Annotated in this window: 11 protein-coding genes; 3 read left to right on the plus strand and 8 right to left on the minus strand. The window is 65.2% G+C overall.

Features of this window, described 5'->3' with window-relative positions; genetic code table 11:
- Positions 1 to 1,416, minus strand: a complete 1,416-nt coding sequence (locus ACT6Q8_RS00320; protein WP_444733833.1) for an MFS transporter — start codon at positions 1,414 to 1,416, stop codon at positions 1 to 3.
- Positions 1,417 to 1,517: 101 nt separating this feature from the next.
- On the opposite strand from ACT6Q8_RS00320, the gene ACT6Q8_RS00325 reads away from it, so the two are divergent.
- Positions 1,518 to 2,444 (plus strand): LysR family transcriptional regulator, encoded by a 927-nt coding sequence (locus tag ACT6Q8_RS00325; RefSeq protein WP_444733832.1) that lies wholly within the window; start codon positions 1,518 to 1,520, stop codon positions 2,442 to 2,444.
- Between the two features lie 43 nt (positions 2,445 to 2,487).
- A complete protein-coding gene (gene glgA / locus ACT6Q8_RS00330; RefSeq protein WP_054166737.1) occupies positions 2,488 to 3,984 on the plus strand; it encodes a glycogen synthase GlgA in 1,497 nt (498 codons plus the stop codon).
- A 58-nt stretch (positions 3,985 to 4,042) separates the two neighbouring features.
- On the opposite strand, the gene argB is transcribed toward glgA, so the two are convergent.
- On the minus strand, positions 4,043 to 4,957 hold the full coding sequence (gene argB / locus ACT6Q8_RS00335; protein WP_054166736.1) for an acetylglutamate kinase: 915 nt from the start codon (positions 4,955 to 4,957) through the stop codon (positions 4,043 to 4,045).
- Positions 4,958 to 5,137: 180 nt separating this feature from the next.
- On the opposite strand from argB, the gene ACT6Q8_RS00340 reads away from it, so the two are divergent.
- Complete coding sequence (locus ACT6Q8_RS00340; RefSeq protein WP_054166735.1) at positions 5,138 to 5,794, plus strand: glutathione S-transferase family protein; 657 nt, start codon at positions 5,138 to 5,140, stop codon at positions 5,792 to 5,794.
- Positions 5,795 to 5,803: 9 nt separating this feature from the next.
- Here the strand turns inward: ACT6Q8_RS00340 and ACT6Q8_RS00345 are convergent, their stop codons facing one another.
- From ACT6Q8_RS00345 to ACT6Q8_RS00370, 6 genes are all read right to left on the minus strand, one after another.
- Positions 5,804 to 6,463 (minus strand): glutathione S-transferase family protein, encoded by a 660-nt coding sequence (locus tag ACT6Q8_RS00345; protein ID WP_054166734.1) that lies wholly within the window; start codon positions 6,461 to 6,463, stop codon positions 5,804 to 5,806.
- Positions 6,464 to 6,541: 78 nt separating this feature from the next.
- Positions 6,542 to 7,447: an ABC transporter ATP-binding protein gene (locus ACT6Q8_RS00350; protein ID WP_444733831.1), complete on the minus strand. Its 906-nt coding sequence runs from the start codon at positions 7,445 to 7,447 to the stop codon at positions 6,542 to 6,544.
- Positions 7,444 to 8,274, minus strand: a complete 831-nt coding sequence (locus ACT6Q8_RS00355) for an ABC transporter ATP-binding protein (protein WP_444733830.1) — start codon at positions 8,272 to 8,274, stop codon at positions 7,444 to 7,446. Before ACT6Q8_RS00355 ends, ACT6Q8_RS00350 begins: the two co-directional genes overlap by 4 nt.
- Positions 8,271 to 9,173, minus strand: coding sequence for an ABC transporter permease (locus ACT6Q8_RS00360; protein ID WP_054166731.1), 903 nt, complete (start codon positions 9,171 to 9,173; stop codon positions 8,271 to 8,273). Before ACT6Q8_RS00360 ends, ACT6Q8_RS00355 begins: the two co-directional genes overlap by 4 nt.
- Positions 9,174 to 9,176: 3 nt before the next feature.
- Positions 9,177 to 10,154 (minus strand): ABC transporter permease, encoded by a 978-nt coding sequence (locus ACT6Q8_RS00365; RefSeq protein ID WP_054166730.1) that lies wholly within the window; start codon positions 10,152 to 10,154, stop codon positions 9,177 to 9,179.
- Between the two features lie 82 nt (positions 10,155 to 10,236).
- Positions 10,237 to 11,928, minus strand: a complete 1,692-nt coding sequence (locus tag ACT6Q8_RS00370; protein WP_444733829.1) for an ABC transporter substrate-binding protein — start codon at positions 11,926 to 11,928, stop codon at positions 10,237 to 10,239.
- Between the last annotated feature and the right edge of the window lie 119 nt (positions 11,929 to 12,047).

The raw sequence follows: 12,047 nt of genomic DNA on the forward strand, positions 1-12,047 counted from the left end.
TCAGCGGTGGGCAGCGGTTACCCAGACGAGCCCGGTTGTCACCATTACCAGCAGCCCCGCCCCCAGGAACGCCGCCCGCATTCCCGCCGCGATCAGGCTTGGTGTGGCCGTGGCGATGTCTGCCGTACCGATGGTCAGGCTGAAAACTGCGCCCAGGCAGGCGGCCCCCGTGATCAGGCCCAGGTTTCGCGACAGGTTCAGCAGGCCAGAGACAAGGCCGCGCCGGTCTGCCGGTTGACCACTCATCACACCGGTATTGTTGGCAGCCTGGAACAGGGCGTAGCCGCTGGTCATCAAGGCGATGGGCAGCATGTAGCCGGCAATACCCCAGGCGGCGGGTGCCGTCGCCATGAACAGGCAGCCAAGGCCGACCCCGCCCAGCCCGGCCAGGGTCATGCGACCACTGCCGAACCGGTCCACCGCCCGGCCCGAGGGCACGCCCGCCAGGGCGGAGATGCAGGGGCCCGACGCCATCACCAGCCCCGTCAGGGCAGGGGACAGGCCCAGGACCCGCGTCAGATAGAAGGGCCCCAGCACCAAGGTCGCCATCATGATCAGGGAGACCAGGATATTGGCCAGCAGCGCGGCGCGCAGGCCCCCGTCACGGAACAACGACAGGTCCAGCAGCGGCGACGGGGCGGCCACCTGCCACAGGATGAACATCCCGGCCAGCAGCAGGGCCGCCACCACCAGCATCGGTCCGAAACCGCCGCCCAGCCGGCCCAGGGTCATGGCCAGCGCATAGGCGGCCAGGGCGCCGGCCAGCAGCATTGTGCCCAGCGGGTCACCGCCTCCCTTTTGCATACCCGTTCCTGTATCCGCCGGCACCTGCGTACGGACCAGGGCGAAGGCCGCAATGCCCAGCGGCACGTTGATCAGGAACAGGCCCTGCCAGCCGGCGACAGCCAGGATCATGCCGCCCAGCGACGGCCCCAGGGCCGTGCCGACCGCCGACATGCTGCCCAGCATACCCATGGCCCGGCCCGTGCGCGCCTTGTCCACGATGCTGCTGACCAAGGCCATTGACATGGCCATCATGGCCGCCGCCCCCAACCCCTGCAACGCCCGCGCGGCGATCAGCAGGGGCAGGGACGTGGCCAACCCGCACAGGCCGGAGGCCAGCGTGAACAGGGCGATCCCACCCAGCAGCAGGCGCCGCCGTCCGATGCGGTCACCGAGGCGGCCCGCGCTGACGATCAGGGTGGTGGTGGCCAGCAGATAGGCCAGCACCACCCATTGCACCTGCGCGAAGGGCACGGCGAAGGACGCAGCCAGACTGGGCAGGCCGATATTGGCGATGCTGGTTCCCAGCGATGACAGAAGGATGGACAGCGACAGGGCGGGCAAGGCCCCGGTGCGCGGCCTGTCACCCGTCTTTGCCATCAATGCCTGTTCCGTCACTATCGCATCCTCCATCCCGGCTCATTTGCGGTTGACGCTATGCGCAGGTCGAACATGGCGGAAGGTGCAGTAATTGCATTATATTCGTGCACCAGACGCCCTATCTGGTGCCGGCCATGAACCCTCCTGACCTGAACCTGCTGCTGACGCTGGATGTGCTGCTGTCGGAGGGCAGTGTGGCCGGCGCGGCGCGGCGTCTTCGGCTCAGTCCGTCGGCCATGAGCCGGGCGCTGTCGCGGCTGCGGGAGGCGACGGGCGATCCGCTGCTGGTGCGGGCGGGTCGGGGGCTGGTGCCGACGCCGCGCGCCCTGGAACTGCGCGGGCAGGTGGGACCGCTGGTGGAACAGGCGCTGGCGGCGCTGCGCCCGGCCACCGCGCTGGACCTTTCCCGTCTGGAGCGCATCTTCACCCTGCGTAGCAGTGAGGGGTTTGTGGAAACGTTCGGGGCGGCACTGATCACGCGTGCGGTGGCGCAAGCGCCCGGTGTGCGGCTGCGTTTCATGGTCAAGCCGGAACGGGACAGCACGCCGCTGCGCGATGGCACCGTCGATCTGGAAACTGGCGTGGTGGGGCCGCATCTGGGGCCGGAATTACGGGTTCAGGCCCTGTTACGCGACCGGTTCGTGGGCGTGGTGCGGCCCGGCCATCCGCTGCTGGACGGGCCGATAACGGCACAGGTCTATGCCGGCGCATCGCATGTGGCGGTGACGCGGGCCCGACCCGACAGAGGGCCGATCGATCGGGCCCTGCAGGTGCTGGGCCTGGAACGGCGGGTGGCGGCCTTTGTCGCGGGCTATGCGGGGGCGCTGGCCGTGGCGCGGGGCAGCGATCTGGTGGCCACCGTGTCGGCCCGGCATACGCAGGGGCTGCGGGCCGGGATGGTGGCGTTCGACCTGCCATTCGACATTCCGACGGTCACCATCTCTCTGCTCTGGCATCCACGGCTGGAGGCTGATCCCGCCCATCGCTGGCTGCGGGGGCTGGTGCGGGCGGTTTGCGGTGATGATCCCCTTGCCGAAACCGTTGCTTGCGTTCACTCATAGGTGGCGGCCCCGCCCCCTGCGATCAACAAGCCCGGACCCGATCATGCGCGTTCTTTTTGTTACGTCGGAATGCCTGCCTTATGTGAAGACCGGTGGTCTGGGGGATGTGGCCGGCGCCTTGCCGGCGGCATTGCGGGCAGAAGGGGTGGATGTCCGAACCTTGATCCCTGGATATCCAGGGGTTCTGGACCGGTTGGAGAGTATCAAGGTGCTGCGCGATCTGCGCGGGCTTCCCGGCTTGCCGTCGGCGGCACCGGCCCGGCTGGTGGCGGGCCGGGGTGTGGATGGCGGTACCATCTATGCGCTGGATATCCCCAGCTTTTTCGGGCGCAAGGGCAATCCCTATCTGGGGCCGGATGGCAAGGACTGGTCCGACAATCATCTGCGTTTTGCCGCCTTGGGCCGCATCGCCGCCCTGATCGGGTTGGCGGGAGATGGGGCGGCGGGCCGGGCCGCGTGGAAGCCGGATGTGCTGCACGGCCATGATTGGCAGGCCGGTCTGGCGGCGGCCCATCTGCATTTCCCGCTCTGGCCGCTGGCGGGGCTGAAACGGCCGGGCACGGTGTTCACCATCCACAATCTGGCCTTCCAGGGACTGTTCCCGGCCGAGACGGTGCCGACCCTGGGCCTGCCCTGGGACGGGTTCACGCCCCAAGGATTTGAATTTTACAGCCAACTTTCGTTCCTGAAGGCAGGCTTGGTCTATTCGGATCGGTTGACGACGGTCAGCCCGACCTATGCCACCGAAATCCAGGGGGAGATTTTTGGCTTCGGCATGGACGGCCTGCTGCGCGCCCGCGCCGATGTGCTGCATGGCATCCTGAACGGCATCGACACCGATGCCTGGGACCCCGCCCGCGATCCGCAGTTGAGTGCGCTGTACGATGCCGACACGCTGCCCGCCAAGGAGACCAACAAGGCCGATATCCAGCGCGCCTTTGGCCTGTCGCCCGATATCCATGCGCCCTTGTTCGGCATTGTCAGCCGCCTGACGGACCAGAAGGGCATCGATCTGGTGGTGCAGGCCATCCCGCATATCGTGGCGCGCGGTGGGCAACTGGCGGTGCTGGGTACGGGCACAGCGTCGCTGGAACAGGCGCTGGCCGGGGCCGCGCGACATTATCCGGGCCGGGTCGGGCTGGTGCTGGGCTATGACGAGGCGCTGTCCCACCGGTTGCAGGCAGGCGTAGACGTGCTGATGGTGCCGTCCCGGTTTGAACCCTGCGGCCTGACGCAGATGTATGCGCTGCGTTACGGCACCCTGCCGTTGGTCAGCCGTGTGGGCGGGTTGGCCGATACGGTGACGGACTGCACCGATGATGCGCTGTCGGATGGCACGGCCACGGGCTTCACTTTTGGCCCTGTGACGGTTCCGTCGCTGATCAACGCCATCGACCGTGCTTTCGCCCTGCACCCGCAGACCGACCGCTGGCGCGGGGTTCAGCGTTCCGCCATGGCGCGCGACGTCTCCTGGGGCGCGTCGGCCCGGCATTATGTGGAGACGTATAAGGCTGCGATGGCGGCGGCGGAGCGGGGGTAGCGGGGGCGTGGTTCCCTCACCCTCCCATTGGCTGGCGCCAATGGGAGGGTGTGAACGTTTACTTCTTGCCCACCAGCGTGCCGGCCCCGCCCTCGGTGAAAATCTCCAGCAGGATGGCGTGGGGCACGCGGCCATCCAGGATCACTGCGCCCTCGACCCCACCGACAACGGCGTCGATGCAGGTTTCCAGCTTGGGGATCATGCCGCCCTGGGCGGTGCCGTCGGCGATGGCGGCCCGCGCGTCGGACACAGACAGTTCCGGCACCAGTTCCTTGTTCTTGTTCAAAAAGCCGGCCACATCGGTCAGCAGCAGCAGGCGCGTGGCATCCATGGCGGCGGCGATGGCACCAGCGGCCGTGTCGGCATTGATATTATAGGTCTGGCCATCCTCGCCGATACCGATGGGGGCGATGACGGGGATGAAACCGGCATTGCGCAGCTTGTGCAGGATCTGCGGGTTGATGCGGAACGGCTCGCCCACGAAGCCCAGATCGACAACCTTTTCGATATTGCTGTCGGGGTCGCGCTTGGTGCGGGTGGCCTTGCGCGCCTCGATCAGGTCGTCATCCTTGCCCGACAGGCCGATGGCATCGCCGCCGGCATCATTGATCAGGGCCACGATTTCCTTGTTGATGCTGCCCGACAGCACCATCTCGGCGATCTCCATCGTGTCCTTGTCGGTCACGCGCAGGCCGTCGATAAACTCTGACTTGATCTGCAGCCGGTCCAGCAGCCTGCCGATCTGCGGCCCGCCGCCATGCACCACGATGGGATAGGCGCCCACCTGCTTCAGCAGCACGATGTCGTTGGCGAACTGGCGGGCCAGTTCCGGGTTGCCCATGGCATGGCCGCCATACTTGACCACGATGATCTTGCCGTCATAGCGGCGCATATAGGGCAGCGCCTCCGACAGGGTCTGTGCCTTGGCGAGCCATTCCTCGCGGGTCAGCGTCGGGGTGACGGAAACGGTCATGGGCGTGGGCTCCGGTCGGGGGCGTCAGGGCCAGGGATTGTGACGGGCAAACGGCGTCGTGTCTAACACCGGTGGCGGGCGGGGGCAATGCGCTTTCCCATGAGATAGTCCCATCGCGCCCTTGCGGGATCGTTCATGATGTGTTCACCTTGGCGGCGGGCGATCCCAGGGAGACGAACCATGTCGGGCAAACCGATGCTGTACGGGGCCACGGGCTGTGGCTCCGCCGTGGTGGAGGCGGGCTTCATCCTAGCGGGCGAGGGTTACGATTATGTGGAGGCCAGCCCGTGGGAACCGTCAGACGGGCTGACGGCGCTGAAAGCCATCAACCCGCTGGTACAGGTGCCGACCCTGGTCCTGCCCGACGGGACTGTGATGACGGAGTCGGTGGCCATGCTGCTATGGCTGATGGACCGGCATCCGGGCCGGCTGGGTCCGGGGCCTAGTGATCCGGCACGGGCATCGTTCCTGCGCTGGCTGGTCTATCTGCCTGCTGCCATCTATCCCATGTATACGGTGCGCGATTTCGTTGATCAGTGGGTGTCGGGGGAGAAGGCGACGGGGGAGCTGAAGCAATCCACTGTCAACCGCATCCTGCTCTGCTGGAAGAATATGGAAGCCGCCTTGAAGCCGGCGCCGGGGGCGTGGCTGCTGGGCACGCCCGACCTGACGGCGCTTGACCTCTATATCTGCATGATGACCCGCTGGACGCCCCGGCGCGACGCCATCCGCGCGGTGGCACCAGGGATTGTGGCCGTGGCCGAACGGGTGGACCATGATCCGAGGGTGGTGGACCTCTGGCAGCGGCATTTTCCGGATGCGTATAAGGATTTGTAACGCTGGACATTAGTCCCTGTCCGGTGCCTCCAAAGGGAACAAGTGCCGGTATGGCCGCCCGCCCTCCACAGCCTTCATCACCGATGGCCGGGTCAGCAGGCGGGTGCGGTAGGCGCGCAAGGCCGTGTAGCCATTGGCGATGGGGTGGGTCCAGTCGGCATAGAACAGCGCTGGGGCGGCAGCGCAATCGGCCATGCTGAATGTGTCCCCTGCCGCCCAGGTGCGGTTAGTCAGGTAGGTCTCCAGCCACGCATAAGCACGCTCCAGTTTTTCTACCGACATGGCCATGCCGTCGCGGCGTTTTACCGGATCACCGGTAAGGGCACCATCAACGGCATGCTGCGCGGCGTTCATGACATGCTGATCGAAGAACCTGTCCATGAAACGTACATCCAGGGCCGCCATCGCATCATCCGGCAGCAAGGGGGCGGGGCCGGGATGGGCCAGATGCAGATACTCGATAATGATGCTGGTTTCCGCCAACTGCCGGTCGCTATCGACCAGCAGCGGAAATTTACGGATCGGCCAGCGCTTCAACCATTCCGCTGCGTTGTCGGGCTGGTCGGGACCAAGGCAACGGAAGTCGAACGGTGTCGCATTCTCCGTCAGCGCGATCAGTACCTTCTGCGTGTATGAGGAGAAGGGGTGACCAAACAGGACCAATGTCATGGCGGCAACTCCGGCAGAGTGACCGGTCGATGGTAGGGTAGGTTTATCCGCCAAGCAATTGACTGTCCCGGCGGAAACTCACGCCGCGAACCGCACCCAGTGGCCCGGCGTCACCTCCCGCAGGTCGCCCGGCCCTTCACAGCTTTCGCGCACCTGCGCCGCCAGGGGGGCCAGGCTGTTGCCCTCGCCGAACGGGCTGCCCACTTCCGGGACGGCGGCCAGCAGCAGACGGGTGTAGGGGTGGCGCGGGCTGTCGATCACCTGCGCCGTGGGGCCACGCTCCACGATGCGGCCCCGGAAGATGACGGCGGTTTCTTCGGCCACATACCGCGCCGTAGCGATGTCGTGGGTGATGTAGAGCATGGCGATGCCGCGTTCCCGCTTCAGATCGCGGAACGTATCCAGCACCGACAGGCGGATGGAGACATCCAGCATGGAGGTGGGTTCATCGGCGATCACCACCGACGGGTTGACGGCCAGGGCGCGGGCCAGGTTCACCCGCTGCCGCTGCCCGCCGCTCATCTCATGCGGATACTTGCGCAAGGTGATGGCGGGGTCCAGGTCCACGGCGCGCAGCAGGTCGGCCACGGCATCCCGGCGCTTTGCCGCCGACAGGTCGGGCCGGTGCAGGGCCAGCGGGCGGGTCAGGTGGTGCTCGACCGTGTGGGCGGGGTTGAGGGCCGCGAACGGGTCCTGGAACACCATCTGCACCGCCGAGCGGTACTCCAGAACGGCCTTGCGCCCCGTCAGGTTGGTGACGTCGCGGCCGGCATGGAAAATATGTCCGGCACTGGCCGTCAGCACATGGGTCAGCAGCTTGGCGCAGGTGCTTTTGCCCGAACCGCTTTCCCCCACCAGCGCCAGGGCGCGGCCGGGATATAGGCTGAAATCGGCGCTGTCGAGCGCGCAGAAGGACCCGAAGCGCATGGTCAGGCCGCGCGCCTCCAGCACGGGGCGGGTGCCCAGTTCTGCCAAGGTGTTCATTGCGGCGTCTCCTTCATGCGGACCAGCGTCTCACCGGGCCTGGGATGCAGGGGCGGGATGGAGGCCCAGAGGCGGCGCGTGTAATCCTGCTGCGGTGCGGCGATCATCGCGTCGGGGGTGGACAGCTCGATCAGCTCCCCGCGCAGCATCACGCCCACCCGGTCGCAGAACTGGCTCATCAAGGCCAGATCATGGGTGATGAACAGGACGGAGAATCCCAGCTTGTGGCGCAGCGCCGCCACCTCCTCCAGCAGCTCCCGCTGCACCACCACGTCCAGGGCCGTGGTCGGTTCGTCCATCACCACCAGTTTGGGGCGCAGCGCCAGCGCCATGGCGATGACGATACGCTGACGCATGCCGCCGCTGAACTGATGCGGGTAGTCGTCCATGCGCTCAGGTTTGATGCCTACCATCTGTAAAAGGTCGGCGGTGCGGGCACGGATATCGGCCTTCCCCGATACCCCGTGCGCCTTGAACATGTCCGCAAACTGCGCCGATACGCGCAGCACAGGGTTCAGCGCATTCATGGCCGATTGCAGGACCACCGACAGGTCGCGCCAGCGCCAAGCTCGCAATTCCCGGTCATTGAGCGCCAGGACATCGGTGCCGGCAAGGGTGATCGACCCGCCCGTGATGAAGGCCGGCGGCCGGTGAAGCCGCGCGATGGCAAAGGCGACGGTGCTTTTGCCGGAACCGGATTCTCCAGCCAGACCAAGCACTTCACTGGCAGAGATGTCGAAACTGACGTTTTTGACGGCGCGGGTCAGGCCGTTGGGCGTGGCGTAATCGACACAGAGATCGCGCACGGACAGGATGGGTTCGGTCATGCCCGGCCCCCTTGGTTGGCGGTTCGGTTGGTCAGGGCGGCCAGCACCTTGGCCGGCACGCGCAGGGTGCGCAGGCGGGGGTTGGCAATCTCATCCACCGCGAAATTGATCAAAGACAGGCCTGACCCGAAGATCACCAGCGCCAGACAGGGGGCCGCCATTTCCCACCACGCCCCCACCTGCAAGGCTGAGGTCGATTGCGCGTGATAGAGCATGGTGCCCCAGGACACGACCATCGGGTCGCCCAACCCTAAGAACTCCATCGTCGCTTCCGTGATCACCGAATAAAGGATGGAGCCGATGAAGTTAAAGCCGATGATGGAGATCAGGTTGGGCAGCAGCTCCACCGCAATGATCCGCCATGCCGGTTCGCCCAGCATTTCGGCGGCCAGGATATAATCGCGCTGACGCAGGGACAGGGTCTGGGCGCGGGTGACGCGCGCACCCCATCCCCAAGAGGTCAAACCGATGATCAGGGCGATGACGAACGGCCCCGTCTGTCCGATGAAAGCGGCCAGCACCAGCATCAAGGGCAGGTTGGGGATGACCAGGGAGATGTTGGTGAAAAGGTTCAGTACCTCATCCACCTTGCCACCGAAATAGCCGGCGGTGACGCCGATGGCGGTGCCCAGGACGGTGACCAGCAGGCCGGCGGCAAAGCCGACAATCAGGCTGGTCTGGGTGCCATGGATGGTCTGTGACAGGACATCGCGGCCCATGCGGGTGGCGCCCATGACATGTTCGGCACTGGGCGCCTCATGCGGGCTGGCCACGCGCTGGTTGATGTCGAATGGCGCCACCAGGGGGGCGGCGAGCGCGATCAGGATGAAGAAGGCCACGATGGCGGCACCGATAGCGGCCTTCCGGTTGGCAAGCAGGATGTTGAGCAGGCCGCGCATGGATCAGCCCTTCCGCAGACGGGGGTCGAGGGCGACGTAAAGCACGTCGGCGATGAAATTGGCGGTCAGCATGGCCAGCGTCATGATCAGCAACTGCCCCTGGATCAGTGGGTAATCGCGCGCTGTGATCCCCTGAAACAGGGTGTAGCCCAGGCCCGGATAGTTGAAGACCACCTCTGTCACCAGCGCCCCGCCAAAGGAGGCGCCGAGCGTCATGGCAAAGCTGGTGACCGTGGGCAGCAGGGCGTTGCGGGCGGCATAGGCCATGCGCAGGCGGCGGTCGGACAGGCCCTTGGCCGTGCCCAGAACGATATAATCCTCGCCCAGCAGGTTGATCATGCTGTTGCGCATGGTGATCAGGTAGCCGCCAACCTGGGCCAGGGCCATGGTCACGATGGGCAGGAAGGCGTGTTTAAAGATTGAGCAGAAGAATTCCAGGGTGAAGCCGGGATCAATCTCCGGCTCATAGGCGTAGCCTGTCGGGAAGACGGGCCAGTAAATGGCGAACAGGAATAAGGCCAGCAGAGAGGTGACCAGCGGCGGCATGGCCTGCATCATCAGGGCGATGGGCGCACCGATACTGTCGAACGACCCGCCGCGCCGCCAGGCGGCCAGAATGCCGGCCAGGGACCCGATGGCAAAGGCGATCAGCGAGGAGGTGAGGACCAGCATCAAGGTCCAGGGCAGGGCCCGCAACAGCACCTCATTCACTGTCAGCGGGTGGAACTTCACCGACAGGCCCAGGTCCCAGGTGAACACGCTTTTCAGGTATGTGACGAACTGCGCCGGCCAGGGCTGATCGATGAAGCCGAAGGTCTCCTTCAGCGCGGCCAGCGCCTCGGGCGGCAGGGTGCCGCCCGCCTGGGCGAACATGATGTCGACCGGATTACCGGGCATCAGGCGCGGGATCAGGAAATTGAACGTCGCGGCAACGATAAAGGCGGCGACATAGAATCCGACCCGGCGGAGAAGGAAGGCCATGGGGGGTCCTCTCCCGAAACCGAAGATCTGAAGGAAAGCGGGTTGTGGTGTGGTTCGATGGGGGGCCGATGGCCCCTATGGATCAGCCGCCGCCATTCACCGGCTCCAGCGCCAGCAGATGCAGCAGCCGTTCCGGCGTGCCGTCGAACACATCGGGCCGGGCCACCGGATTATCGGCGTTGAACCAGCCCTTGAAGCGTTTGGTGTTGTATTCGTACCAGATCGGGTTGCTGAACAGCGGCACATAGGGCGTGTTGGCGGCCAGGATCATCTGCACCTTGTCCATGGACCGGCGCTGTTCATCTGGGTCGATGGTGGCGACAAACGCATCCAGGGCGGCGTTCAGTTCCGGGTTGTTGAACCGCGTCGGCGCGGTCCGCGTCTTGCCCGAGAAGCGGGAATGGAAGCCGGTATCGTAGGAACGATGCGGCGTCTCACCTGTGAAATAGCCATTGATGGCCATGTCATAATCGCCCTGGATCAGCTTCTGCGCCCAGGAGGCGGGTTCAGGCGTGGAGACGCGGACATTGATACCGATGGCGTTCAGCCCCTCCACCACCAGCTGGGTGGTGTTGACCCAGTCGGTCCAGCCATTGGGTGCCAGGATGTCGAACCGGATGGGCTTGCCATCGGGATTATCGACATAGCCGTCGCCATCCACGTCACGGAAGCCGCTTTCGGCCAGCAAGGCGCGGGCACCATCCTTATCATACTTGGCGAACTTGCCGAATTGACGTTCGGCATCCTGGTTCACCCAGTCTTGATAAAGACGGCCCAGGCCGGAGGCATATTCATTGACGATGGGATAGCCATAGCCCGCGATATCCACGATGGCGCGGCGGTCCATGGCCATGCTGACGGCCCGGCGGAAATTCACATTGCGGAAGGCCGCGCGGTTGCCCGGATTGGGGCTGTCGAAATTGAAATTCACGGCCACGGTACCGCCGGGCGGGAACCAGTAGCGGTGATGCACGGGATCGGCAGCAACATAGGTGCGCTCAATATCCGGCATGAAGGCGCCGAACCAATCCAGCTTGCCATTGCGGGCGGCGGCCAGAAGCTGTTCGTTGTTGCCGATCTGCGGGAAGGACAGGCAGTCGACCTTCAGGCTGGCCGCATCCCAGTAATGGGGGTTCCGGCACTGCACATAAAGCTGGTTCGTGAAGCGCCGCACCTCCGTCATCGGGCCGGTGCCCACCGGGTCCGGGTTGGTGAAGGTGACGGGATCCGTCACCTTTGACCATATGTGCTTGGGTACCACCGGGATGCGGGCCAGCTCATACAGGCTGTTGGCGTTCACACGCTTCAGCGTGAAGACCACGGTGTGGGCATCCGGTGCCTCCACGGCGGCCAGGCGTTCCCAGATGTCCAGCGTGTCCAGCGCCTTGAAGCGCTTGAACATCTCATAGGTGAAGACGACATCCTGCGCGGTAAACGGCTGCCCATCGGACCAGAGCACACCGTCACGCAGGGTGAAGGTCAGCTTCAACAGATCCTTGGAGAAATCGTACCCTGTCGCCAGCCGGTAGTGCGGGCGGCCATTATGCAGGGTGTTAAAGATGATCAGAGGTTCATAGGCGAATTCACGCGCGCTGTAGAGCCGCGTCGTCTCGTTATACGGGTTGAAGTTGCGCACCCAGCCGGTGGAGAAATTGGCCACGACCGTCAGCGTGGACGGGTTGTCCAGCGGGGCGGCCTGGGCCATCGCCTCTGTTGTGCCCGCCGATGCTGGCAGCAGTGCCGCCAGTGCGGCAAGGTTGCGGAAGAACTTCATCCCGTTGACCCCTGTTGTCCCGGCCGGCCCCCTTGTTTCGGGCCTGTTCCGTTTGCACGACTGTCGGGCAGACATACCCGGCAGGGCTACACTCAACTTCGTTGATTTCGTCGTTCACC

The organism is Niveispirillum sp., from assembly GCF_052437035.1.
Classification (GTDB): Bacteria; Pseudomonadota; Alphaproteobacteria; order Azospirillales; family Azospirillaceae; genus Niveispirillum.

Bases quoted from the DNA above. Each gene is read 5' to 3' on its own strand.
- ACT6Q8_RS00320 (WP_444733833.1), bottom strand. From the start codon at position 1,416: ATGGAGGATGCGATAGTGACGGAACAGGCATTGATGGCAAAGACGGGT.
- ACT6Q8_RS00325 (WP_444733832.1), top strand. From the start codon at position 1,518: ATGAACCCTCCTGACCTGAACCTGCTGCTGACGCTGGATGTGCTGCTG.
- glgA (WP_054166737.1), top strand. From the start codon at position 2,488: ATGCGCGTTCTTTTTGTTACGTCGGAATGCCTGCCTTATGTGAAGACC.
- argB (WP_054166736.1), bottom strand. From the start codon at position 4,957: ATGACCGTTTCCGTCACCCCGACGCTGACCCGCGAGGAATGGCTCGCC.
- ACT6Q8_RS00340 (WP_054166735.1), top strand. From the start codon at position 5,138: ATGTCGGGCAAACCGATGCTGTACGGGGCCACGGGCTGTGGCTCCGCC.
- ACT6Q8_RS00345 (WP_054166734.1), bottom strand. From the start codon at position 6,463: ATGACATTGGTCCTGTTTGGTCACCCCTTCTCCTCATACACGCAGAAG.
- ACT6Q8_RS00350 (WP_444733831.1), bottom strand. From the start codon at position 7,447: ATGAACACCTTGGCAGAACTGGGCACCCGCCCCGTGCTGGAGGCGCGC.
- ACT6Q8_RS00355 (WP_444733830.1), bottom strand. From the start codon at position 8,274: ATGACCGAACCCATCCTGTCCGTGCGCGATCTCTGTGTCGATTACGCC.
- ACT6Q8_RS00360 (WP_054166731.1), bottom strand. From the start codon at position 9,173: ATGCGCGGCCTGCTCAACATCCTGCTTGCCAACCGGAAGGCCGCTATC.
- ACT6Q8_RS00365 (WP_054166730.1), bottom strand. From the start codon at position 10,154: ATGGCCTTCCTTCTCCGCCGGGTCGGATTCTATGTCGCCGCCTTTATC.
- ACT6Q8_RS00370 (WP_444733829.1), bottom strand. From the start codon at position 11,928: ATGAAGTTCTTCCGCAACCTTGCCGCACTGGCGGCACTGCTGCCAGCA.